Annotated in this window: 21 protein-coding genes; 4 read left to right on the plus strand and 17 right to left on the minus strand. The window is 70.1% G+C overall.

Annotated elements, in window-relative coordinates:
- Positions 1 to 2: 2 nt before the first annotated feature.
- The 3 genes from ACFUCU_RS14770 to ACFUCU_RS14780 all read right to left on the minus strand — a co-directional run bounded on the left by ACFUCU_RS14770 (position 3) and on the right by ACFUCU_RS14780 (position 4,251).
- A complete protein-coding gene (locus ACFUCU_RS14770; protein ID WP_377973249.1) occupies positions 3 to 602 on the minus strand; it encodes a hypothetical protein in 600 nt (199 codons plus the stop codon).
- Between the two features lie 771 nt (positions 603 to 1,373).
- Positions 1,374 to 2,738, minus strand: coding sequence for a 4-aminobutyrate--2-oxoglutarate transaminase (gabT, locus tag ACFUCU_RS14775; RefSeq protein WP_290256034.1), 1,365 nt, complete (start codon positions 2,736 to 2,738; stop codon positions 1,374 to 1,376).
- 82 nt (positions 2,739 to 2,820) lie between these two features.
- A complete protein-coding gene (locus ACFUCU_RS14780; protein WP_377973250.1) occupies positions 2,821 to 4,251 on the minus strand; it encodes a gamma-aminobutyraldehyde dehydrogenase in 1,431 nt (476 codons plus the stop codon).
- Between the two features lie 160 nt (positions 4,252 to 4,411).
- Here ACFUCU_RS14780 and ACFUCU_RS14785 point away from each other — a divergent pair, with 160 nt between their 5' ends.
- On the plus strand, positions 4,412 to 5,854 hold the full coding sequence (locus tag ACFUCU_RS14785; RefSeq protein WP_377973251.1) for a PucR family transcriptional regulator: 1,443 nt from the start codon (positions 4,412 to 4,414) through the stop codon (positions 5,852 to 5,854).
- 159 nt (positions 5,855 to 6,013) lie between these two features.
- Here ACFUCU_RS14785 and ACFUCU_RS14790 read toward each other — a convergent pair whose 3' ends face one another.
- Positions 6,014 to 6,553, minus strand: a complete 540-nt coding sequence (locus tag ACFUCU_RS14790) for a hypothetical protein (protein WP_377973252.1) — start codon at positions 6,551 to 6,553, stop codon at positions 6,014 to 6,016.
- Positions 6,554 to 6,749: 196 nt separating this feature from the next.
- Here ACFUCU_RS14790 and ACFUCU_RS14795 point away from each other — a divergent pair, with 196 nt between their 5' ends.
- Complete coding sequence (locus tag ACFUCU_RS14795; protein WP_377973253.1) at positions 6,750 to 7,616, plus strand: DUF1206 domain-containing protein; 867 nt, start codon at positions 6,750 to 6,752, stop codon at positions 7,614 to 7,616.
- A 21-nt stretch (positions 7,617 to 7,637) separates the two neighbouring features.
- Here ACFUCU_RS14795 and ACFUCU_RS14800 read toward each other — a convergent pair whose 3' ends face one another.
- The 12 genes from ACFUCU_RS14800 to ACFUCU_RS14855 all read right to left on the minus strand — a co-directional run bounded on the left by ACFUCU_RS14800 (position 7,638) and on the right by ACFUCU_RS14855 (position 21,331).
- Positions 7,638 to 8,627 (minus strand): DNA topoisomerase IB, encoded by a 990-nt coding sequence (locus tag ACFUCU_RS14800; RefSeq protein ID WP_377973254.1) that lies wholly within the window; start codon positions 8,625 to 8,627, stop codon positions 7,638 to 7,640.
- 103 nt (positions 8,628 to 8,730) lie between these two features.
- On the minus strand, positions 8,731 to 10,191 hold the full coding sequence (locus tag ACFUCU_RS14805; RefSeq protein ID WP_377973255.1) for an FAD-dependent oxidoreductase: 1,461 nt from the start codon (positions 10,189 to 10,191) through the stop codon (positions 8,731 to 8,733).
- Between the two features lie 44 nt (positions 10,192 to 10,235).
- The gene (gene cobA, locus ACFUCU_RS14810) at positions 10,236 to 11,504 is read right to left on the minus strand and encodes a uroporphyrinogen-III C-methyltransferase (protein WP_377973256.1); all 1,269 of its coding nucleotides are present in this window, start codon (positions 11,502 to 11,504) and stop codon (positions 10,236 to 10,238) included.
- 135 nt (positions 11,505 to 11,639) lie between these two features.
- Positions 11,640 to 12,584: an ABC transporter permease gene (locus ACFUCU_RS14815; RefSeq protein WP_364133594.1), complete on the minus strand. Its 945-nt coding sequence runs from the start codon at positions 12,582 to 12,584 to the stop codon at positions 11,640 to 11,642.
- Positions 12,574 to 13,299: an ABC transporter ATP-binding protein gene (locus ACFUCU_RS14820; protein ID WP_364133597.1), complete on the minus strand. Its 726-nt coding sequence runs from the start codon at positions 13,297 to 13,299 to the stop codon at positions 12,574 to 12,576. Before ACFUCU_RS14820 ends, ACFUCU_RS14815 begins: the two co-directional genes overlap by 11 nt.
- A 38-nt stretch (positions 13,300 to 13,337) precedes the next feature.
- The gene (locus tag ACFUCU_RS14825; RefSeq protein ID WP_377973257.1) at positions 13,338 to 14,510 is read right to left on the minus strand and encodes an ABC transporter substrate-binding protein; all 1,173 of its coding nucleotides are present in this window, start codon (positions 14,508 to 14,510) and stop codon (positions 13,338 to 13,340) included.
- Positions 14,511 to 14,612: 102 nt separating this feature from the next.
- Positions 14,613 to 15,362, minus strand: coding sequence for a hypothetical protein (locus ACFUCU_RS14830; protein ID WP_377973258.1), 750 nt, complete (start codon positions 15,360 to 15,362; stop codon positions 14,613 to 14,615).
- Positions 15,363 to 15,439: 77 nt separating this feature from the next.
- Positions 15,440 to 16,870, minus strand: coding sequence for a sulfate adenylyltransferase subunit 1 (locus ACFUCU_RS14835; RefSeq protein WP_290256046.1), 1,431 nt, complete (start codon positions 16,868 to 16,870; stop codon positions 15,440 to 15,442).
- On the minus strand, positions 16,870 to 17,940 hold the full coding sequence (cysD, locus tag ACFUCU_RS14840; protein WP_377973259.1) for a sulfate adenylyltransferase subunit CysD: 1,071 nt from the start codon (positions 17,938 to 17,940) through the stop codon (positions 16,870 to 16,872). The genes ACFUCU_RS14835 and cysD overlap by 1 nt, the downstream gene beginning before the upstream one ends.
- Positions 17,937 to 18,761, minus strand: coding sequence for a phosphoadenylyl-sulfate reductase (locus ACFUCU_RS14845; protein WP_377973260.1), 825 nt, complete (start codon positions 18,759 to 18,761; stop codon positions 17,937 to 17,939). Before ACFUCU_RS14845 ends, cysD begins: the two co-directional genes overlap by 4 nt.
- Positions 18,758 to 20,512: a nitrite/sulfite reductase gene (locus ACFUCU_RS14850; protein WP_377973261.1), complete on the minus strand. Its 1,755-nt coding sequence runs from the start codon at positions 20,510 to 20,512 to the stop codon at positions 18,758 to 18,760. The genes ACFUCU_RS14845 and ACFUCU_RS14850 overlap by 4 nt, the downstream gene beginning before the upstream one ends.
- Positions 20,513 to 20,599: 87 nt before the next feature.
- A complete protein-coding gene (locus ACFUCU_RS14855; protein WP_377973262.1) occupies positions 20,600 to 21,331 on the minus strand; it encodes a sirohydrochlorin chelatase in 732 nt (243 codons plus the stop codon).
- A gap of 57 nt (positions 21,332 to 21,388) precedes the next feature.
- On the opposite strand from ACFUCU_RS14855, the gene ACFUCU_RS14860 reads away from it, so the two are divergent.
- Positions 21,389 to 22,060, plus strand: a complete 672-nt coding sequence (locus ACFUCU_RS14860; RefSeq protein WP_290256051.1) for a trimeric intracellular cation channel family protein — start codon at positions 21,389 to 21,391, stop codon at positions 22,058 to 22,060.
- 14 nt (positions 22,061 to 22,074) lie between these two features.
- On the plus strand, positions 22,075 to 22,500 hold the full coding sequence (locus tag ACFUCU_RS14865; protein WP_377973263.1) for a hypothetical protein: 426 nt from the start codon (positions 22,075 to 22,077) through the stop codon (positions 22,498 to 22,500).
- A 113-nt stretch (positions 22,501 to 22,613) separates the two neighbouring features.
- On the opposite strand, the gene ACFUCU_RS14870 is transcribed toward ACFUCU_RS14865, so the two are convergent.
- Positions 22,614 to 23,450, minus strand: a complete 837-nt coding sequence (locus ACFUCU_RS14870) for a DUF559 domain-containing protein (RefSeq protein WP_377973264.1) — start codon at positions 23,448 to 23,450, stop codon at positions 22,614 to 22,616.
- Positions 23,451 to 23,658: the final 208 nt, after the last annotated feature.

Here is a 23,658-nt window from a genome sequence, read left to right on the forward strand (position 1 = left end):
GCTCACGGCTTCGCTGCCCTCGCTGACATGGCGGGGACGTGCTCATCGGCGCGGGCCGTGGCGTGCCGGTCGCGGGGCCTCCGGTAGGGCAGCGTGATGGCCGCCCCCGCCCCATGGGCCGCCAGGGCCGGGGCCGCGGTGGCGGGGAAGGGCGCCGGCACGGCGGGCGGCATGCCCGCTCCGCGCGGATCCTCCGCCGGGAGAGCGGCCGCAACCGGCGCCACGCTGGCGGCGACGGTGGCCGGGCGCGCTTCGGGCGGCTGGATCAGGTCAACAGCGGCGTCGATCACGGCGGAGACCGCAGGCTGGGCCGCGTCGACGGCTGCGTCGATCACGGCGGTAACCGCCGGAGGCAGCAGGTCCGCCGGGGAGTCCACCGGGGCGACGACGGCGGCTTGGCGTGCGGCACCGCGCCGGGCGGCACGGCGGTACACGCGGATACCGACGAAGCGGATCAGGACGGTGAAGATCACGAGCGCCCACAGCACCAGGCTCATCTGCGCGACGAAGCCCAGCAGAGCCTCGAACAGCGCCCCGTCCCGGCCGAAGGTCGTCTCCGCGGGCACCGCGATGGCAGTGGTCACGGCAACGGCGGCGGTCATGCCCGGACTCCCGGGTCTTTTGGACTCTGGGTAGGTAGAAGCTGAATCATTTGCATGTCCCCTCTCTCGTGCAAAAGTTGGTGCCACGGCCCCCCACGGATCGGCATCGTTGACGTCCATGGCGCGGTGGCCGCGCACGGTGCATACCCCGCCGGAACAGAGTGGGTTCCGGTAGCGGGGCGCGCTAACGCAGGGTGGTGGCCGGTCCGCGGTAGCGGAGTGAACCGGACTAAGCTCCGGTTGCCTGGGCCGTGGGTGCCGTGTCAGGCAGGAGGTCTCCCCTGCGTTCCCCGGGTCCCTCGCCGGGGATTGAGTTGTGATGAGGTTTTCAATGGCGACTCCCCTCATAGGGGCCAGCCAGCATTGGCTGCCGGCCCTTTCTTCACTTCCACGGTACGGAGGCGGCCGAAGGGCGAACACGAGTAGCCGGTACTACAAAAAGGACCGAGTGATTACCTAGGCAAAGGTCCCCCGCCGGCCCCGGTCTGAGTAGTCGGCGGCCCGGGGCTACGCGGACCGAAATGCGGCTCTGACATGGGTATTTCCCGCCGACTACCTGTTGCTACGCGCGCTAGGGCCTTTAGTACCCGGCCAGACTCCGGCGGGGCCCGTGAGTGTTGCCCAAGGGGCCGGAGCGACGGAGGGGAAACAAAAAAGCAGCACCCCCGCGATGCGGGGGTGCTGCTCGGATGGGTACTGCTGCCGGGTGCTTACCGGGCCCGGCTCAGGAACCGGGCCGGCCGTCCGGCCGATTTACCTGAGGCTGAGCGCTCAGGCGTGCGCCTTGATGGCGGCCGCGAGGACCTCCAGGCCGTCGGTGAGCAGTTCGTCGCTGATGACGAGCGGCGGCAGCAGGCGGATGACGTTGCCGTAGGTGCCGCAGGTGAGGATGATGACGCCCTCCTTGAGGCAGGCGGCGGCAACCGCCTTGGTCAGCTCCGGGTTGGGTTCCTTGGAGCCCTGCTGGACCAGTTCGACGGCGAGCATGGCGCCGCGGCCGCGGATGTCGCCCACCACGGAGCCCTCGCCGAGTTCGGCGGCGAGCTCGCGCAGCTTGCCGGTGGCGAGCTCCTCGATGCGGCGGGCGCGGGCGTTCAGGTCGTACTGCTCCATCGAGCCGATCGCGGCCAGTGCCGCGGCGCAGGCCACGGGGTTGCCGCCGTAGGTGCCGCCGAGGCCGCCCGGGTGGACGGCGTCGAGCAGGTCGGCGCGGCCGGTGATCGCGGAGAGCGGCATGCCGCCGGCGATGCCCTTGGCCATGGTGATGATGTCCGGGACGACACCCTCGTGGTTCACGGCGAACCATTCGCCGGTGCGGCAGAAGCCGGACTGGACCTCATCGGCGATGAAGACGATGCCCTTATCCTTGGCCCATGCGGCCAGGGCCGGCAGGAAGCCCTCGGCGGGGACGATGAAGCCGCCCTCGCCCTGGATCGGCTCGATGATGATCGCGGCCACGGACTCGCCGCCGATCTGCTTCTCGATCATGGTGATAGCGCGCTTGGCGGCCTCGGCGCCGGTGATCTGCGGGTTCTCCTCGCGGAACGGGTAGCTCATCGGCATGCGGTAAACCTCGGGCGCGAACGGGCCGAAGTTGGTCTTGTACGGCATGGCCTTGGCGGTCAGCGCCATGGTCAGGTTGGTGCGGCCGTGGTACGCGTGGTCGAAGGCGACGACGGCGTCGCGGCCGGTCGCGAGGCGGGCCACCTTGACGGCGTTCTCGACCGCTTCGGCGCCGGAGTTGAACAGCACGGTGCGCTTCTCGTGGTCGCCCGGGGTGAGCCGGTTAAGCTGCTCGGCGACGGCGACGTAGCCCTCGTAGGGGGTGACCATGAAGCATGTGTGGGTGAAGTGCTCCACGGCCTCCTTCACGGCGCCGACGACGGCGGGGTCGGAGGCGCCCACGCTGGTAACGGCGATGCCGGAGCCGAGGTCGATGAAGGAATTGCCGTCAACGTCCTGGATGATGCCGCCGTCGGCGTCGGCGACGTAGACCGGGACGCTGGACGCGACGCCGGAGGCGACGACGGCCTTGCGGCGCTCGGTCAGGGCGACGGACTTGGGGCCGGGGAAGTCGGCCTGCACGCGGCGCTTCTGCTCCAGGCGGTAGGTGAGTTCGTTGGCGGTGGTGGTCATTGCGGGGCCTTTCTCAGGGTGAAGTGGTCGGCAGGAGCCTGCGTTATGCGACAGCGCTAGGCAGAAGCGTTATGCGACAGCGTTATGCGTCGAGCGCGCTCATGACGTGCTTGATCCGGGTGTAGTCCTCGACGCCGTACATCGAGAGGTCCTTGCCGTAGCCGGACTGCTTGAAGCCGCCGTGCGGCATCTCGGCGGTGAGCAGGATGTGGGTATTGATCCAGACCGCGCCGAAGTCCAGGTCGCGGCTGACGCGCATCGCGGTGCCGTGGTCCGTGGTCCAGACGCTGGAGGCGAGGGCGTAGTCGACGTCGTTGGCCAGCTCGATCGCCTCGGCCTCGCTGCTGAACTTCTGCACGGTGATGACCGGGCCGAAGGTTTCCTTCTGAACGATGTCGTCGGTCTGCTTGGCGCCGGTGATGATGGTGGGCTCGAAGAAGAAGCCCTTGTCCCCGGCGCGGTGGCCGCCGGTTTCGATCCGGCAGTTCTCCGGCAGGTTCTCCACCACGGAGGTGACCGCGTTGAAGTGGTTGACGTTGTTCAGCGGGCCGAAGTAGTTGTCCTCGTCGTTCTGCGAGCCCGTGTGCAGGGTCTTGGTGTGCTCCACCATGGCGGCCACGACGTCGTCGTGGACGGAATCCTCGACCAGCACGCGGGTGATGGCGGTGCAGTCCTGGCCGGCGTTGAAGAAGGCGAACTCGGCGATCGCCGCTGCGCTCTTCTTAATGTCCGCGTCCTTGAAGACGATCGCGGGGGCCTTGCCGCCGAGTTCCAGGTGGGCGCGCTTGAGGCCCTTCGCGGCGCCGGAGGCGACGGCGATGCCGGCCCGGACGGAGCCGGTGATGGAGACCAGGCCCGGGACCTTGTGCTCGACCATCATGGCTCCGGTCTCGCCGGTGCCGAGGACCACGTTGAGCACGCCTGCGGGGAGGATTTCGCCCGCGAGGCGGGCCAGTACCAGCGTGGATTCCGGGGTGGTGTCGGAGGGCTTGAGCACCACGGTGTTGCCGGCGGCCAGGGCGGGGCCGATCTTCCAGATGGCCATCAGGAACGGGTAGTTCCACGGGGCCACCTGGGCGACGACGCCGATCGGCTCGCGGCGGATAAAGGAAGTGTGGCCTTCCATGTACTCGCCGGCGGACTTGCCCTCGAGGAGCCTTGCGGCCCCGGCGAAGAACCGGAGCTGGTCCGCGCCGGCGGCGACTTCCTCGGCGGCGATCAGCGAGCGGACCTGACCGGTGTTGCGGTGCTGTGCCTCGACGAGCTCGTCGCTGTTGGCCTCGACGGCGTCGGCGAGCTTGAGCAGCATCAGCTGCCGCTGGCCCGGGGTGACGTGCTTCCAGCTGGCGAAGGCATCCTTCGCGGCGGTCATGGCGGCGTCGACGTCGGCCTGCACGGAGATCGGGGACTTCGCCACCACCTCGCCGGTGGCGGGGTTGACGATGTCCAGCAGGCCGGTGCCGGCGGGCGTGACGAACTCGCCGTTGATGAAGTTCTGCAAGGTTTGAACCACGGTGTACAACCTCTTTCGTGCTGGCCTGGGTCAGGCAGGGATGAGGGGATCGGTGACTGCTCCGAGCCTATGCCAGGGCGCTTGGGGGTGGAATAGGCAGCTGCACACCGGCCCGGCGGCCCTTTAGTGCGCCTGACCAGCACGCGGCTATCCTGAATCCATGGCAATTTCTCTCGCCGCCCTGCTGGGGGTTCCGTCCCTGCGGCTGACGAAGGCCGGCCTGGCCGAGACCACCTGGCACCAGGACATCCACTGGGTGGCGGTGACCGAGCAGGAGGACCCACAGCGCTTCCTCAACGGCGGGGAATTGGTCCTCACCACGGGGATGCGGCTCCGGTCCGCCCCGGAGCAGCGCCGCTTCGTGCGGCAGGTTCAGCGGGCCGGCGCGGTGGGGATCGGCTTCGGCGTGGGCCTCACCCACGAGACGGTCCCGCCGGCCCTGGTAGCGGAGGCCAACCGCTGGGGGCTGCCGGTGGTGGAGGTTCCCTACGAGACGCCGTTCATCGCCATCGGCAAGCTGGTGGCGGACGCCCAGTCCGCGGACCACTACGCCAAGCTGGAGCGGCTCATTGCCGGGCACCAGATCCTGGCCCGGGCGCTGCTCACCGGCGGCGGCCTGGCCGAACTGCTCAAGCACCTCGGGACGATGTTGCGCACCGATCTGGTCCTGACCCAGTTCACCGCGGAGCTGTACAACAGTGCCCCGGGCGGCCCCTCCCCCAGCACCGACGGCTGGGCGTCCTATCCGATCCCCACCGGGCGCCGGGACGCCTGCACCCTGTGGGTGAAGCAGCCCTTCGAGGACACCGGGATCATCGGCTACGCCCAGAACCTGATCAGCGTCGAACTGAACAACATGGTCAAGCAGCGGCAGGCGCAGCGGGCCCTCGCCGGGCAGGTGCTGGAGGATGTCATCCACGGCACGCTCGAGCCCACCGAGGCGGGCCGCCGGCTCGCCGGGATCGGCGTCGACAGCACCCGCAAAAACGTGGTGCTGCTGGCGGAGTCGCCTGCCCACGCCAAGCAGCTGGGAAGCTCCTCGCTGCCGCAGCCGCTGCGCGCCGCCGTGACCGCCGTGGTGGGCAAGGACCTGGTGGTGGTGGTCGCCGACGACGGCAGCGGCGCCAGCGCCCTGGCCCGCAACCTCAGCGACCACCTGGCCGAGGCGGGTATCCACGCCACGATCGGACTGGGCGGGGCGTACACCAAACCGAACGGGCTGCGCTGGAGCTACTTCGAGGCCCGCGAGGCTGCCAGCCACGGCCTTCCCGTCAACGAACCGGAACGGCTGAGCCTGACCTCGCTCCTGCTGGCCAGCGAGGACGTCCCGCTCGCGGACATGGCCAACGAGTCTCTCAACCCGCTCCGGCAGTTCGACGCCGCGCACGGGGCGGAACTGATGACAACACTGGAGAGCTACCTGAATAACAACGGCTCCGTGGCCGCGGTGGCCGAGGAGTTGACCCTGCACCGGAACACGGTGCGCTACCGCCTGGCCCAGATCACGGACCTGACCGGGTACGACCCGGCCCAGACCGCGGACCGGGTCCAGCTCTGGCTGGCCCTGGCCGTGCAGCGGCTCAGCGCCCGCCACCCGCGCTGAGACCCCGCTCCCCCGACTGGCCCGCCCTTCGGCTCCGAATCTGCCGGATGACTGCCTGCCCGCACAGCACGGCGGGGCCGGATCCGGTGCCGGGAAGGTTCCCGGGCCGATTCCGACCCCGCCGTGGTGGTGCCGTGGAAGGACGGTACTGCTGAGCGGTTAGGAGCGGACGAGGCCCTTGAGGACATTCTTCGGCCGCTGCATCTCGCCGTGCTTGGCGCCGAGGACGATCACCCAGCCGGCGAAGACCGGGATGGCCCACTGCAGGATCTTCAGCTGCTGCTGTGCGGAGCGGAGTTCCTCGGAGGCGCCCGGCTTCGGTTCCGTGGCGCCATCGGCACCTTCGGCGGCGAGCTTCTCCACCTTGGCGCCCTGCATGCCGGCGTAGAGGGTGACGCCCGCACCGGCCGCGGTCACGATCGACTTGTAGATGCTCAGCCGGGTGACGCCGTCCTGCTTGGCCATCCGGCCTTTGTTCTCCCACATGATGGCCAGGCCGGAGAGGAAGTGCGCGCCGAAGGCGGCGGTCTGGTACGGGGCCCACTTCTTCCAGCCGAGGCTGGAGAGGCGGGTGCGCTCGGAAGGGTCCTTGGCCTCCGCGGTGGCGCCATTGAGTCCGATCGCGCCCATCAGCGAGCCGCCGAACCAGGCGCCTGCGGTCAAGTCGTGGATGGAGCGTGCAACGAGGTTTCCTGCCATGATGAGCTGTCCTATCGTCTGTCTGCGGGTCCGGGCCGGCACGGCCAAGGTTCAACCATGCCCCAGCACATAGTAAGCACACTTACCAACAAGTGTGAAGTCCGGGACGGGCGGCGGCGCGGGGTCTGTCGGGACGCGGGCCGGCCACCGGGGGCGGCGTCGGGCGTGAACCCTCCCGGCGCGTAAACTCAGGGCCATGACACAGCGGGCGGACGGGGTGCGCGGCGGCAGCGCGGAGCCGGACGCCGACGGCGGACTCGAGGGTGCCGTCGACGCGGCCGAGGCCGCCTCCAACAGCCGGGCGCTCGACGTCGTGGCCCGCTGGGGATTCGCGGTGATGGCCCTGTTGCACATCGTCATCGGCGCGATAGCCGTGGCCCTGGTGCTCGGCGCGCCGGGCCAGGCCGAGCCGACCGGCGCCATCGAGCAGCTTGCCGACAACCCGTGGGGGCCGGCGGTGATGTGGTCCGGGTTTATCGGCTGTGCGGGCCTCGCGCTGTGGCAACTCAGCGAGGCCACCCTGCGGGCACGGCACCTGCCGCGCGGGGAGCGCCTGGGCAAGCTGGTCTCCTCCGGGTTCCTGGCCGTGGCCTACGGCAGCGTGGGCTGGACCTTTGCGAATTTCGCCATCGGGGTCCGGAGTGACTCGGGTGATTCCACGGCCGCCTTCAGCGAGGACCTGATGAGCCGCCCGCTCGGCGGTCCGTTGCTGATCGGCCTGGGCCTGACCGTCGGCGGGATCGGCGTGTACTTCGTGGTCAAGGGTCTGGGGAAGAAGTTCAAGGAGGAGCTGCGGCACTTCGAGGGCACCCACCGCGGCCACCTGATCAGCGGCCTGGGCGTGGCCGGGCACGTCGCGAAGGGCGTGGCCCTGATCCTCACCGGCCTGCTGTTTGTCATGGCCGAGGTCACCGATGATCCTGCCTCGTCGACCGGGCTGGACGGGAGCCTGAAGGCCCTCCAGCACCATCCGTTCGGCCCGTTCCTGCTGCTGGCCATCGGCGCCGGCTTCATCGCCTACGGCCTGTTCGCCCTGGTCCGGGCCCGCTTCGGGCGGATGTAGCGGGGACCGGGCTGCCGGTCCTCAGCGCAGCGGCACCACGTTGCCCTCCTGGTAGAGCAGGGCGCGGATCTCAGACTCGGCCGAGTCCAGCCGCTTGGGGTCGATGGTCTCCCCCGCGGCGAAGTGATCCAGCAGCCGCGGGTCGACGTAGCTCTTGCGGGCGATCGAGGGCGTGTTGCCGAGGACAGCGGAGGCGTCCACCATGGCCCGGCTCACCGCCCGCTTCCGTGCCGAGACCTTGGGCTGCGGACCGCTCCTGGCCAGGCTCACAGCGGCCGCGACGGTGCCCCGGAGGGTCCGGAAGTCCTTGGCGGTGAAGTCCCCGCCGGTGCGCTCCTTGACGTAGTCATTGATTTCTGCGCTCGTCACGGGGTGCCAGCTGCGGCCGTTCTTGTAGGCGAGCAGGCGGGCGTTGCCGCCGCGGCGCTTGAGCGAGCGGACGACGGCGGCCAGGTCGGCGTCGTCGATGCGGGATTCCCAGGTCTTGCCGCTCTTGGCCGGGAAGGTCAGGCGCAGCTCGTTTTTGCGGACGGTGACGTGGGCGCAGAGCAGGGTGGCGAGGCCGTGGCTGCCGTTTTCGTTCGTGTAGCGCTCCGAGCCGACCCGCAGCGAACCGCTGTCGAGCATCCGGAAGGCAGCCGCAAGCACCCGCTCCCGGTTCAGGCCCTCGGACCGGAGGTCCAGGGTGACCCCACGCCGGGCGGAGGGCAGCGTCTCGGCGAGTTGGAGCGACCGGTCGAACTTCACCCGGTCCTTCCGCTCCCGCCAGGTCGGGTGATAGATGTACTGCCGGCGGCCGACGGCGTCCACACCCGTGGCCTGGATGTGCCCGTTCTCGTACGGGGCGATCCAGACGTCCGTCCAGGCCGGCGGGATGCCGAGGCCTTCCAGCCGGTCCCGGAGCTCCCCGGGCGGAATGGTGGAACCGTCCAGGTCCTTGTAGCTGAACCCGGAACCGGAGGCCACGCGCCGGTAGCCGCGGCCGGAGGCGTTGCTGCGGCGGAGCCTCACCGGAGCGGCCCGAGCGTCGAGTGTGCATTCATGACGGTAAGCCTACTGACTATCCGGCCCGAATGCCGCCACTTTCGACGCGTGGACTTCCCCGCGGTATTCCCTAGACCTGCGCCGCCACCCCGCCTCGGGAGATCTCCACCATCTCGTCACGGGGGACCACCTTGATGCGTTCGCGCCGGAGGCCCGTGTCCGCAGCGCGGCCGCCCAGGTCCCGCTCGTGGGCATCCAGCGCCAGCCATCCCTCCCAGGTGGTAAAGCCGGTGCCGCGGCCTTCCAGCAGGGCAACGATGGCGTCCGGGGCGGGTGCCGGGGCGGCCGGCAGGGTTTCCCGGTCCTCGAGCAGGAGGGTAATGGTCTCGAGGGCGTCGCCCTTGGTGTGGCCGATCAGGCCCACCGGGCCGCGCTTGATCCAGCCGGTGGCGTAGAGGCCCGGCACGTGGGTGCCCGCGGCGTCCAGCACCCTGCCGCCGTCGTTCGGGATCACTCCCTTGCTGTGATCGAAGTCCACCTCGGGGAGGGCCGAGCCGAAGTAGCCGACGGCGCGGTAGACGGCCTGGACCGGGTAGTCGACGAACTCGCCGGTGCCTCGGGCGTTGCCCGTGCCGTCGAGTTCGGTCCGTTCGAACCGGACGCCGGCTACCCGGCCCGGCGCCGACGCGTCGGCTGTTTTTTCTCCGAGCACTTCCACCGGGCTGTGCAGGAAGTGCAGGTGCAGCCGGCGGGACGCCGTGAGTTCGGAGAGGTCCTCGGGCTGCTCGGCGATCCAGTTCGTCAGCGTGCCGACCATGGTCTTGATCTGGTTGTTGGACTGGATTGCTTCGTCGGAGGCCTCGTCGAACTCGAAGTCCTCCGCGTACAGGACGATGTCCACGTCCTTGGAGTGCGAGAGTTCGCGCAGCTCCAGCGGGGTGAACTTCACCTGGGCCGGGCCGCGCCGCCCGAACACGTGCACGTCGGTGACCGGGGAGGCCTTGAGCCCGGCGTAGACGTTGTCCGGGATCTCGGTGACCAAGAGGTCATCGGCGTGCTTGGAGAGGATCCGGGCCACGTCCAGTGCCACGTTGCCGTTGCCGATCACCGCGATTTCCTTGGCCTCCAGCGGCCATTCCCGGGGCACGTCCGGGTGCCCGTCGTACCAGGAGACGAAGTCGGCGCCGCCGAAGGAGCCCTCCAGGTCGATGCCGGGGATGTTCAGGTCCGCGTCCTTGATCGCGCCGGTGGCGAAGATGACCGCGTCGTAGTGCGTGCGCAGGTCCGCGAGGGTGAGGTCCGTACCGAAGTCGACGTTGCCGAAGAAGCGGATGTCGCCGCGGTCCAGGACCTTGTGCAGGGCGTTGACGATCCCCTTGATCCGGGGATGGTCCGGGGCCACGCCGTAGCGGATCAGGCCGTAGGGCGCCGGGTACCGGTCGAAGAGGTCGATGCTGACGGTGAGCGCGCCGCTGGTGACGGCCTCGCTCTTGGTCAGGATGTCCGCGGCGTAGACGCCGGCCGGACCGGCGCCGATCACGGCGACGCGGAGCGGACGGGCGGGGGTTCCTGCGGGGAGGGTTGCTGACACGGCTGTGTTCCTTTGGTTCGGGCGGTGGCTGGTTCCGGGCGTGCCTAGGGGGCGGGGACGCGCGGGGTGTTCGGGGAGGTGGTGCTGTAGTCCGCGGTCTTGAAGTGGGGCGGGGCGTAGGGGCTGACCCGGACGACGTCGCCGATGACCACGACGGCGGGGTTCGCCACCCCAACGGCCGCCGCCTGGTCCGCGATGGTCCCTAGCGTCCCGATCGTGACCCGCTGGTTCGGCAGGTAGCCGTTCTCCACGATGCCAACCGGCGTTGCTGCGGGCAAACCCGCCGCCGCAAGGGTGGCCGCGGAGTCGCGCAGCCGCCCGACACCCATGAGCAGCACGACGGTGTGGTCGGCCCGGGCCGGCACCTCGGCGAGTTCCTCGTGGCCGGTGACCACGCTGAAGCCCCTAGCCAGGCCCCGGTGGGTGACCGGGATGCCGGCGGCGGCGGGGACGGACACCGCAGAGGTCACTCCGGGGACCAGCTCGACATCCACGCCGTGCTGCCGGCAGTATTCGGCTTCCTCGCCGCCCCGGCCCAGGACGTACGGGTCGCCGCCCTTGAGCCGGACCACGCGGTGGCCGGCCAGTGCTTCGGACACGAGGATCCGGTTGATCTCGGCCTGCGGGACGGGGTGGTGGCCGGGGGTCTTGCCGACCTCCACCACGCGGACGTCGGGGGCGAGTTCGTTGAGCAGTTGCCGGGGCCCCAGCCGGTCGGTGACGACGACGTCGGCCTGTCCCAGGAGGCGCCGGCCGCGGACGGTGATCAGGCCGGGGTCGCCGGGGCCGCCGCCCACCAGGGCGACGGAGCCGGTGGCTGCGTCCGTCTGAACGCGGTGGCGGCGCAGCGGCAGGTCGCCGGTGTCCAGGGCGGTGGCGACGGCGTCGCGCAGCGCCATGGCCCGACGCGGGTCTCCCCCGGCGTTGATGGCGATCTTGACGTCGTCCACGACGGCGACGGCGGGGGTCCAGGCGGCGGACGCCTCGTGGTCGGAGGCGTTGACGCACCAGGTCCGCTGCGCCTCGGCGTCGGCGGCGACCTGTGCGTCAACGGCCGGATCGCCGGTGGCGGTCTGGATGAACCACGCGCCGTCGGCATCGCCGGAGCGGTAGGGCCGGGCCTTCCAGGCCAGGAGCCCGGCGTCGGCCAGCTCCCGCACCCCGGCCCCGGCCTGGGGGGCGACGATCGTGACCCGGGCGCCGGCGTCCAGCAGGCCCTTGGCGCGGCGGGCGGCGACGGGGCCTCCGCCGACCACGAGTACGGGGCGGCCGAGCAGGCGCAGTGCCGCGGGATAGATGTCCTGGATGGTCATGCGTCGAGGGTAGGGCGGGTCCGGGCGGGCCGACCAGCGGCCGGGAAACACCGGTTCACGCGAGGTCACAGGGCGTCATCTGTGCTGTCATCTGTGGTCCGTCATCTCTGGTCCGTCATCCCTGGTCTGGCGGAGTCAGCGGGTACTGCCGGCCAGGAGCCCCCGGCGGCGGAGCAGGTGCTTCTCCACGGGGGCGAAGACCAGCAGTTCCACCAGGATGCCGATGGCGAGGATGAGCAGGATCGCGGCGAGGACCACCGTCATGTCCGCGAGATCGCGGCCCTGGTTGAGCAGGGAGCCCAGGCCGAAGCCCATGCTGCCGCCCACGGTGATGATTTCGGCGGCCATCAGCGAGCGCCAGGAGAAGGCCCAGCCCTGCTTGAGCCCGCCCAGATAGCCGGGGAGGGCGGCGGGCAGGATGATCCGGAGGGTCAGGTCCAGCCGGGAGGCGCCAAGGACGGAGCCGACGCGGCGGTACTGCGGCGGGATCTGGTCGACGCCGGAAATCAGGCCGTTGATGATCGATGGGATGGCGCCCATCAGGACCACGAAGTAGACGGTGGCGTCGCTGAGGCCGAACCAGATGATGGCCGCCGGCACCCATGCCACCGAGGGCAGCACCTGCAGTCCGGAGATCAGCGGCCCGAAGGCGCGCCGGAGCGGGGCCACCTGGGCGAGCAGCAGGCCCAGCGGCGTCGCGATGAGCACGCTGATGACGAACCCTGCGGCGCCGCGCTGCAGTGAGGTGGCCACGGCCTGTTGCAGGGTGGCCTCGCCCCAGAGGGCACCGAGCTGCCCGGCGACGTCGAGCGGACCGGGGACCAGGTCGCGGCGTTTGATGCCGAGCCAGACGTACGCCTGCCAGGCCAGGAGGAGCACGGCGAGCGCGGCCACCGGCAGCAGCACCCGTGACCAGTCGATGCGGGCGGTCCGGGCGGCGGCGGACTGCAGTGAGTCCAGGCCGGCCTCCAACTGTCGGAGGTCCTCGACGCCGGGACGGAGAGACTTTTCCCGGGCGGCGGAAGGGAGGGTGGCGGCTTCGGGGGCGGCGGCCGGGGCGGCGGTGTGGCTAGTGGGCATGGCGGCGGATCTCCTCGCGTAGCCGGGCGGTGATGGCGCTGGTGAGCTGTCCGGCCAGTCCGGGGTTGGTGCGGTGTTCCGCGGTGACCTGCCACTCCTGGACCACCCGGCCCGGGCGGGAGGAGAGCAGCAGGACCCGCTGGCCCAGCCGCACCGCCTCGCCGACGTTGTGGGTGACGAAGATGATGGTCCGGCCGGTTTCGTGCCAGACGCGTTCCAGTTCGTCGTGCAGCAGGTCCCGGGTGATGGCGTCGAGTGCGGCGAAGGGTTCGTCCATCAGCAGCAACGGCCGGTCCTGGGCCAGTGCCCGGGCCAGGGCCACGCGTTGGCGCATGCCGCCGGAGAGCTCGTGCGGGCGTTTGCCGCCCGCGCCGGAGAGGTGCACCAGGTCCAGCAGTTCCCCGGCCGTCCGGCGGCGTTCCGCTTTCCCCACGCCGCGGAGCGTGAGGGCCAGTTCGACGTTTTCCCGGGCGGTGAGCCAGGGAAACAGGGCCGCGTCCTGGAACATGAACGCCGCCCCGTCGCTGGGCACCTCGAGGGCGCCGGTGGTGGGAGCTTCCAGCCCGGCGATGATGTTCAGCAGGGTGGATTTTCCGCAGCCCGAGGCTCCCAGCAGCGCCACGAACTCACCGGCGCCGATGCTGGCGTTCACGCCTTCCAGGACGGGCGCGCCGTCGTCGAAAGTCTTTCCGAGGTTTTCCAGCAGTACCGGCATGAGGAGGTCTCCCTTGGTTGCGGTGGGGGCCGGGGCGGTCAGTCCTTGCCCAGGCCCCGGGCGGACACGTGGGTGGCGGAGACGGCGTTGAGCGCCGTCAGGTCGAAGATGCCGGTGATGTCCGCGGGTTTGGTGATGCCCGCGTCCGCCCCGTCCTGGAGCAGCTTCGGGTAGGTGCCGGCGAGCGGGTCGACGGTGAAGACGATGTTCTGCAGGGAGCGGTCCACGACGTCGGCGGGCAGCTCGGCACCGCCGACGTCCTTGAGCGCGGCGTTCAGGGCACCGGCCTTCTCCTCGGCGGGGGCGTGCTGCAGCCAGTCCACGGCCTGGACGTGGCCCTTGAGCAGGGCCTTGACCGTGTCCGGGTGGGCCGCGGCGTAGGCCCTGTTGACGATCAGCACGGTGGTGGGGAACTGTCCCGGGGCGCCGGACAGCGAGCCGTCCCAAAGATCCTTCTCGTCCACCAGGACCTTGGCGCCGGCCTGCAGCACCAGCCGGGACGCCCAGGGTTCGGGCAGCCAGGCGCCGTCGAGCTTTCCGGCCTGGAACAGTTTCAGGGTCTGGGCGTTCTCGGTGGGGTTGATGGTGACGTCGCCGCCGCCGTCGGGGCTGACGTGGAAGCCTTGTTTGCCGAGCCAGGCCCGGAGCGCCACGTCCTGGGTGCCGCCCAGCTGCGGGGTGGCGAGCGTCTTTCCGCGCAGCTGGTCCGGGGCGCTGATCTCCGGACGTACCACCAGCTGGGCGCCCCCGGAGGCGGCACCGGCGACGACGCTGATGGATTCGCCCTTGCTCTTGACGAAGGAGTTGATCGCCGGGCTGGGGCCAATGTAGGTGGCGTCGATGGCGCCGGCGTTGAGGGCTTCGATGGCGGCGGGGCCGGCGTTGAAGACCTGGGTGCTGAGCCTGGTCTGGCCGAGGCTTGCGGCGATGAAGCCCTTGCTGACGCCGATCAGGGCGGCCCCGTGGGTGATGTTGCCGAAGTAGCCGAGTTTGAGTTCGGCCGCGGGGGTGCCGCCGACCGTGCCGGCGTCCGGGGCCGGGCCGCGCCCGCGGCTGACGGTGGAGGCGACGGCGGCCCCGGCACCGATCAGGAGCGCGAGCCCGACGGCGAGGCCCACCTCGAGGCCGCGGCGGCGCTGGGTTTTGTGGTGCCGGGAGGGGCCCGGTTCACCGGCAACGATTCGGGTGGTCCCGGGCTGTGAGCTTGTCATGGCTTCACCCTAGGGAGCCGTCCGAACCGGGTTCAATGGTCCGGAAACCGGGGGTCACGGGGGTTCACGCGGCGTCACACAGCGCGCCGCAACGGGCAGGCGTCAGTCCTCGGGGCGCGTAGGGAAGCTCGGTGAATAGCGGGTCCAGAGGCCGAAGTAGCGGCGGCCGCTGCGGACCAGGGCGACGGCGAGGTACCCGACGGCGGCGAGCGCGCCGAGCCCGACGGTGACCGGCGCCGGGGCGGTCAGGGTTCCGGAGACGGCGGCGGTCAGGAGGCCCGCGAGCGCGGCGTTGACGGCGGCGATGAAGACCATGCTGCTGCCCAGGAACTGGCTGGCGTGCCTCCGGTTGCGGAAGAAGAAATAGGTCTGCTCGGAGCCGGGCCGGTCGTCGTGCGGGGAGGACATCAGGTACGGCGCCAGTCCGGGGTCCAGGCCGAGGTACCCGGCCCGGATCCGGTTCATGGCGATCACGTACATCAGGTCCTCGATGCCGACGTTCATGACGCGGACCTGGGTGAGGACTCCCACCAGCGTCACGAAGCCAAGGACCGAGAGCTCGAACACCGGGAACAGCCCGGTGAACCCCGTCGCCTGGCCCACCAGGGCCAGGCTGAGCAGCCCGGCGGAGGTCAGCGTGAGGAACATGCTGATCCGGGTCAGCACCTCGCTCTGGGTGGTGCTTCGGGAGGCCAGCAGGCTCCAGTGTTCGGTGGCGAGCAGTTGCGCCCGCACCGCGGGCGGCGGCCCGGCGGGTTCAACGGCGTGGCCGGGTTCGGGTCCAGGGCCGCGATCGGGCGCAGGGCCGGGGGCCGGCGCTGGGGCCGGGGTGGGAGCCGTGTTCTCCGGCATGGCGCCCATTGTCCTCCGCCGGTTTGGCGGCGGCTAGGGTCGTTGGGCGCCGCCTCCGCCGAAGCTCAGATCGCGGCTCAGATGCTGTAGCGCTCGTCCTCGTGGTCGCCAGGGTGGTCCCGGACCAGTCCCGCGGCGAGGGTGTTGCCGTCCCGAGGGTCGATCACCAGGAACGCACCGGTCCGCCGGTGGTGCTGGTAGTTCTCCAGCGGCAAGGCGGCGGCAAGCCGGAGCTGGGCGTGGCCGATGTCGTTGAGTTCCAGCGTGGAGGCCGGTTCCACCCGGAAGCTGCCGAGGTCCAGCCTGCCGGTAACGTTCCGGACCAGGGCCTGGACCGTGCGGGTGCCGTGTTTGACCAGCACCTTGGCGCCCTCGCGGAGGGGCTTAGGCGAGAGCCAGCAGAGCGAGGCGTAGAGGTCGGCGGTGGACTTGGATATCGTTCCGGCGGCCGCGATCGTGTCGCCGCGGGCGACGTCGAACTCGTCCGCCAGCCGCAGCGCCACCGACTGCGGCGCCACAGCCTCCGTGAGCTGCCGGCCGGCGAAGTCGATTCCGGTCACCGTGGTGTTCCGCGGCGCCTGCCCGGGCGTCAGGACGCTGACCGGGTCGCCGAGCTTGACCGCACCCTCGGTGATCTGGCCGGCGTAGGCCCGGTAGTCGCGGTACGCGCCGGGGTTGAGGCCGCGGGCGAGCGAGTCGGGGGCCAGCGCCCCCTGCGGCCGAACTACCAGCTGGACCGGGAAGCGGAAGCTTTCCAGGTGGGTTTCGATCTCATCGGCGGCCGGGAGGGTCTCAAGGATCTCCAGCAGCGCCGGTCCGCGGTACCAGGGGGTGCGCGTGGACCGGTCGACGACGTTGTCGCCGTCGAGCGCGGACACCGGCACCACCAGCAGTCCGGAACCGTCCCCGTCCCCCAGCCCCAGTTCGCGGCCCATGTGCTGCACCTCGTCCTCGATGGCGCGGAAGACGTCCTCACTGAATTCCACCAGGTCGATCTTGTTCACCGCTACGATCACGTGCGGCACCCGCAGCAGGTGCAGCACGGACAGGTGCCGTCGGGTCTGTTCCAGGACGCCCTTGCGGGCATCGATGAGGACCACGACGGCGTCGGCGGTGGAGGCTCCGGTCACCGTGTTCCGGGTGTACTGCACGTGCCCGGGGCAGTCGGCGAGGATGAAGCTGCGCCGGTCGGTGGCGAAGTAGCGGTAGGCGACGTCGATGGTGATGCCCTGTTCCCGCTCGGCGCGCAGCCCGTCGGTCAGCAGGGCGAGGTCGATCCGTTGCCCTCCGGACTCCCCGTCCGCCGCGCCGAAGCCGCGGTCCGCGGAGGTGCGGGCGACGGCGTCGAGCTGGTCGGCGAGGATGGCTTTCGAATCGTGCAGGAGCCGGCCCACCAGGGTGGACTTGCCGTCGTCGACCGAGCCGGCGGTGGCGAAACGGAACAGCGAGGCGGAGGCGAGACCCAGGTCTGCGGCGGCGGCATCCTGGGTGGCGGGAATGGTGCTCATTAGAAATAGCCGTCCTTCTTGCGGTCTTCCATGGCGGCCTCGGAGATGCGGTCATCGGCCCGGGTGGCGCCACGTTCGGTGATGGTGGAGGCGGCAACTTCAATCACGACGTCGCGCACGGTGGCGGCGTCGGATTCGACGGCGCCGGTGCAGGACATGTCCCCGACGGTGCGGTAGCGGACCGTCTTGGTGATGACCTGCTCGTCGGCGCGAGGCTGCGAGACTTCCCCGACGGCGCGCCACATGCCGTCGCGGGCGTAGACCTCGCGCTCGTGGGCGTAGTAGAGGCCGGGCAGGTCGATGTTCTCGCGTTCGATGTAGCGCCAGACGTCCAGTTCGGTCCAGTTGCTGATCGGGAAGGCCCGGACGTGCTGGCCCACGGTGTGCCGGCCGTTGTACAGGTTCCAGAGTTCCGGGCGCTGGTTGCGCGGGTCCCACTGTCCGAATTCGTCGCGCAGGCTCAGGATGCGCTCCTTGGCCCGGGCTTTGTCCTCGTCCCGGCGGCCGCCGCCGAAGACGGCGTCGAACTTGTTGCGGCTGATCGCGTCCAGAAGCGGGACGGTCTGCAGCGGGTTGCGGGTGCCGTCCGCGCGCTCGGCCAGCTCGCCGGAATCGATGAACTCCTGCACGGACCCCACCACCAACCGGAGACCCAGCCGTTCCACGGTCCGGTCCCGGAAGTCGATCACCTCCGGGAAGTTGTGCCCGGTATCCACATGCAGGACCGGGAACGGCACCTTCCCGGGCCAGAAAGCCTTGGTGGCTAGATGCAGCATCACCACGGAATCCTTGCCGCCGGAAAACAACAGCGCGGGCCGCTCAAACTCGGCAACAACCTCCCGGATGATGTGAATCGCCTCGGACTCGAGCGTGTCCAGGGATGAAAGACGTGCCGGGGCCGCGACGCCGATTGCCGCCCCCGCCCCTGCGCCGCGCGGCTGATCTTCGATCAGCCGAGCGCGCGGCTCCGACAGGCCCGATGCCACTCCCGGGGCGGCAATCGGCGTCCCAGCCGTGCCGTGGACCAGCCCGGCCAGCTGCAGTTCCTCGTTGGTGGTCTTGATGCTCATACGTGTAGTCCGCATTCTGTCTTGTCGGTTCCGGCCCAGCGGCCGGCGCGGGGGTCCTCGCCGGGGGCGACCTGGCGGGTACAGGGCTGGCAGCCGATGGACGGGTAGCCCTGTGAAAGGAGCGGGTTGACAGGCAGGAGGTTGTCGGCGGAGTACTGGACCAGCTGCTCGAAGGTCCAGGCCGCCACGGGGTTGACCTTGACCAGTCCGTTGGCTTCGTCCCAGGTCACCAGCGGGGTGTTAGTGCGGGTGGGTGCCTCGTCGCGGCGGACGCCGGTGAACCAGAGTTCGTAGCCTGCCAGGGTGCGGCGCAGCGGGGCGACCTTGCGCAGCGCGCAGCACTGGGCGGCGTCACGGGCGAAGAGGTCCTTGCCGAGGATCCGGTCCTGCTGCTCCACGGTGGTTTCCGGGAGCACGTCCACGACGGTGACGCGCAGGTTCGCGGCCACCTCGTCGCGCGTGGCGTAGGTCTCCGGGAAGTGGTAGCCGGTGTCCAGGAAGAGCACGTCGACGCCGGGGATCCGTTCCGCTACGAGGGCGGGCAGGACGGCGTCGGCCATGGAGCAGGCGACGGCGACGGCGGGCCGTTCGAAGGTGCGCGCCACCCAGTCGATCACGTCGCCGGCCGGGGCGTCCCAGCCGAGTTCGGCGGCCCCGGCCGCGGCGTGGGCCTTGAGCTCCTCGCGGCTCCGGAGGGAGGGCCCACGGCCACCGAGGTCCCCGGCCGAGGGCCCCGACTCGCGAGGGCCCCGGTCCGAGCTTGCGAGGACAGGGAGCGAGTTGGGACTTGCGAGGTTGGGTTGTGGCTGGGGAGCGGTCACTGCAGGTCCCCTTCGTCGGCGGCGAAGGCCCATTCGGCGAAGCTCTGGCCGTCGGTACGGGTGTCGGCGAATTTTCGCACCACCCGCTCCACGTAGTCGGGCAGTTCGTCGGCGGTGACCTTGAGGCCCCGGACGGTGCGGCCCAGGCCCGCCTCCTCCCGGTCGGTGGAGGCGAGTCCGCCGCCGAGGTGGACCTGGAAGCCGGGCGTCGGGTCGCCGTCGGGCGTGGGAAGCATCATGCCCTTCAGGCCGACGTCCGCCGTCTGGATGCGGGCGCAGGAATTGGGGCAGCCGTTGATGTGCAGGGACAGCGACTCCGGCAGCTTCCCGGCGTCGACGAGGTCGGCGAGGCGTCGCTCCAGTTCGGCCACCGCCGTCGCCGCCGTCGCCTTGGTTTCGACGATCGCGAGCTTGCAGAATTCGATCCCGGTGCAGGCGATGGTGCCCCGGCGGAACACGGAGGGCCGGGCGGAGAGGCCCAGCGCGTCGAGCTCGGCCACGAGCGGTTCCACCTGGCCGCCGGGGACGTCCAGGACCACGAGCTTCTGGTGCGGGGTGGTCCGCAGCCGCCGCGAACCGCGGGATTCGAGGGTGTCGGCTAGGGCCACGAGCTGGCTGCCGGAGAGGCGTCCGGCCACCGGAGTGGCGCCGATGAAGAACCTGCCGTCCTTTTGTTCGTGGACGCCGATGTGGTCGCCGGGGGTTGCCGGCTTGGGCGCGGCCGGGCCGTCGCTGAGCGCGTAGCCGAGGTATTCCTCCTCGAGGACCCGGCGGAATTTCTCCGGACCCCAGTCGGCGAGCAGGAACTTCAGCCGGGCCTTGGTGCGCATGCGCCGGTAGCCGTAGTCGCGGAAGATGCTGGTGACTCCAAGCCAGACGTCGGCGGCCTGGTCCGGGCGGACGAAGGCGCCGAGGCGCTTGCCGAGCATCGGGTTAGTGGAGAGCGCGCCGCCCACCCAGAGGTCGTAGCCTGCGCCGAGCTCGGGGTGAAGCAGACCCACCAGGGCGACGTCATTGATCTCGTGCACTACGTCCTGGCTGGGGTGGCCGGTGATGGCCGTCTTGAACTTGCGCGGAAGGTTGGCCAGCTCCGGGTCGCCGATGAAGCGCTCGGCGAGCTCCCGGATGAGCGGGGTCGGGTCGATGACCTCGTCCTTGGCGATCCCGGCCACCGGGGAGCCCAGGATCACCCGGGGCACGTCGCCGCAGGCCTCCGTGGTGGACAGCCCCACCGCCTCGAGGCGTCGCCAGATCTCGGGGACGTCCTCGACCCGGATCCAGTGCAGCTGGATGTTCTGCCGGTCCGTGAGGTCGGCCGAGTCCCGGGCGAAGTCCACGGAGATGCCGCCGATGACGCGCAGCTGCTCGGTGGATAGGGCGCCGCCGTCGATCCTGACCCGAAGCATGAAGAACTTGTCCTCGAGCTCGTGCGGCTCCAGGGTGGCGGTCTTGCCGCCGTCGATCCCGGGCTTGCGCTGCGTGTAGAGACCCCACCAGCGGAACCGGCCATGCAGGTCGGTGCCATCGATAGAGTCGAAACCGTGCTTGGCGTAGACCGTTTCGATCCGCTCCCGCACGTTCAGGCCGTTGTCTTCCTGTTTCCAGGTTTCGTTGGCGTTCAGCGGCGCGGTGCCGTCCACCTTCCACTGCCCGTGGGGCTTGGCGGCGGGCCGGCCGGGCCTGGCGGCGCGGGCCGAACGGCCGCCGGCGGTCTGGTCCTGGGGCGCTCCGGCTAGAGCTGTATCAGTCATGGCTCGACTGTAGGGGCGGCCCGAATCGGCCGACAACGGATCAGAAACGCGGGGTCACCGTGGGCAACAATTCGTCATACGCGGACCTTAGGACGCGGCCACCGCGGCGTCGTAGCGGTCCAAGGCGATCCGGGCCAGGTCCGGGGAGGGCAGCAGCGGCGCGGTGACCAGGTCCGCCCCGGCCTTGGCGAGCTGGTTGTGGAAGAACCCGGGCGCCAGCAGGTAGGACGCGATCACCACCCGGCCACCGAGGTCGACGGCGCCGGCGGACGCCCCGGCCCCCGCTCCCCCGGCCGCCTCCTCGCGCAGCATTGCGACGGCTTCGGGAACCGACGGTTTCGCGGAGGCTCCGTAGGCGGCGACGATCCGGTTCGAGCGGAGGTCCCGGAGCTGACCCACCAGTTCTTCGACGTTGTCCGCGGCGGTGGGGTCCGAGGAGCCCGCCGCGGCGACAATCACGGCGTCGTTGTCCGTCACCCCCGCCTCCCGCAGCCGCCGGTCAAGCAGGGCGGCGAGGCGGGGATCCGGCCCCAGCGGCGCCGCTGCGGCCGTGCCGGGGCGGCTGCCCACGGCGCGGGCGATGTCCACCTTGACGTGGTAGCCGATGCTCAGCAGCAGCGGCACCACGACGGCGCTCCGCCCGGCGGGGAGTCCCGCGACGACGTCGGGCAGGGTGGGCTCCTGGACGTCGACGTAGGCCTCCAGGACCTCCAGTCCAGGGCGCAGGGCCGCGATGGCGGCGCGCAGGGCGTTGACTTCGGCGGCGCCGTCGGGGTTGGCGGTTCCGTGGGCGCAGGCGATCAGGAGGGGGCTATCCATAGCCGTTAGCGTAACCTTGGAGCCGCCCCTCCGCCCCGCCGAATAACCAGGACCGCCATGACCTTTTCCTTCAGCCTCGTCCTGGTGTGGTTGGACCTGGCCGGTGTCTTCTTCTTCGCAGTGTCCGGGTCGCTGCTGGCGGCGCGGAAGGAATTCGACATTGTCGGCTCCCTGCTGCTGGCCTCGGTGGTGAGCCTGGGCGGCGGCGTCATCCGGGACATCATCATCAACAATGGCTCCCCGGCGGCGTTCACCAACCCCGCCTACCTCGCTCCGCCGCTGCTGGCGACCGTGCTGGTGTATTTCCTCTACTCAAGCGTCCAGCGGTTCACCTCGCTGCTGGTGCTCTTCGACGCCGGCGGCCTGGCCCTGTTCTGCATCACGGGCAGCCTGAAGGCCCTCGCCGCGGGGATGCACCCGGTGGCCGCGGTGCTGCTGGGTGTGACGACGGCGGTGGGCGGCGGCCTGCTGCGCGACATCACCGCCAACGAGGTACCGCAGCTATTCGACCCGGGCGACCTGTACGCCCTGCCCGCGTTCGCCGGCGCCGGACTGACGGTGGCGCTGTCCGTGACGGGCTCCTTCAACCCGGTCACCGGGCCGGTGGTGGCGGCCCTGGTTTTCGCGTTCCGGGTCACCGCGTGGCGGCGTCGATGGCGGGTTCCGCTGGCCGTGCGCGGCTGGCACCGGCTGGGCCTGGGCCGGGCGGGGAGAGGGCCCTCGGATTAGCTAGGATATGAAGCATGACTGACATGTTCCTCGAGAAGTTCCGCGCGCTTGTTCCGAAATATCTCGAAGACGAATGGCAGGAAGCGGACGGCCTGTCCGAGCAGGAGCTGGACGAGGCCCTGGCCGAGCACCAGTTCACCATCCCGTTGGTTCTCCGCGAGTTTTACCTGGCCCTAGGCGGCTGCGAGGACCTGATGGAGGCGTATCACTACTTCTGGGATCCCGAGGAACTCGAAGTCGACGACGAGGGCTTCCTGATGTTCCTCGAGGACGAGGAAGAGCAGTTCACCTGGGGCTTCCGCGTGGGCGACCTCAGCGTCCCGGATCCCATCGTGTACCGCCGCAACAACGCCCGCGGACAGTGGAAGAGCGAAGAGGGAACCTTCTCCGAGTTCGTCTTCGACATGTTCGAGTGGGCCTTCAACGACGACGAGGACTAGCCTCCCGCCGTCTGCGTCCCTCCGGGGGCACTTTGACACGAACACGCCGCAGTAGGTGGCTGTGAACGTCCGATCCGGCGTCGAACTGCCCCCGGATCGCCGGTGGTTCAGTGTCATGAACGGAAATCTCCCCTCCGCCAGATATCAATGAGTGCTCGGACCTGGGTCACCATCCGCTCCGGGTGGTACACCACGTCGTCATAGCTAAACCGAAGGACCAAGTATCCGCCGATGACGGCCGCGTTGTTGCGTCGACGGTCCTTCTTGACCTGATACGGCTCCAAGTGGGTTGCCCCGTCGGTCTCGACGATCACCACGTCCTCGACGAGGAAGTCGACCTCCCCGACGCCGGGTACTTCTACGTGCCGGCGGACACTGAGTCCGGCACGAACGAAGGCGACGTTTGCGAGTACCTCCAGTAGCGAGTCCGCCCGTGGAATGACCAGATCCAGCACTGCCCTCGACCGGGCATTCCGGTTTCCGGAGAGTCGTCCGCGCGGAAAAGCCAGGCTGATGTCGCCGCGGCCGACGGCGCATTGGACCATCACCAGAGCCTCAAGCTCCGGCAGGCAGCGCAGGGCGTGCAGCAGGACGTCGGCCAGGCCCACCATGGGAAGGTTCGGATGCCGGGGATGAAGGAGGCGGCCGTGCTGGATGACGTCGGGCGGGGACGTGCGATGCCCCATGCAGAGATGCAGCTGCTCTGCAGGATTCAGCGTCCAGAGGCCGTATCCGGGCGCGGCCGAAAGGCAGGTCAGCAGACCCCGGATCTCGCGGGCGGCGCCGTAAGCACCGGTGGTATCCGGCTGGGCATAATGTCCGCGGCGGACCCTCACGACGACGCCAGAGTCCATGCCTGCGGTGAGGTCGTGACGGGTAAACCCGGCCCGTTGCAGCGCCGCCGTCGTCGCCGTTCCACCCCGCACTGCCAGAAATGCGGAAAGCTCCATCAGCTCAATGTCACAGACCCCATGCGCACGCGCACCGATTACGGTGCCGTATGTGGACATCACGGACAGCGTCCCCGGCCCGGTTCAGCCGGGTGGAGGCACTTCGACTCAGAAACGCCGGCGCCTGAGGGGCTAGGTCCGGGCTGAGGAGTTCAATGTGCCCCCGGACCGCAGCGAGGACCTCTCGCAAACCCGTGACACCGAATTT

This window comes from Arthrobacter sp. NPDC057259 (assembly GCF_042668995.1).
Lineage (GTDB): Bacteria > Actinomycetota > Actinomycetes > Actinomycetales > Micrococcaceae > Arthrobacter.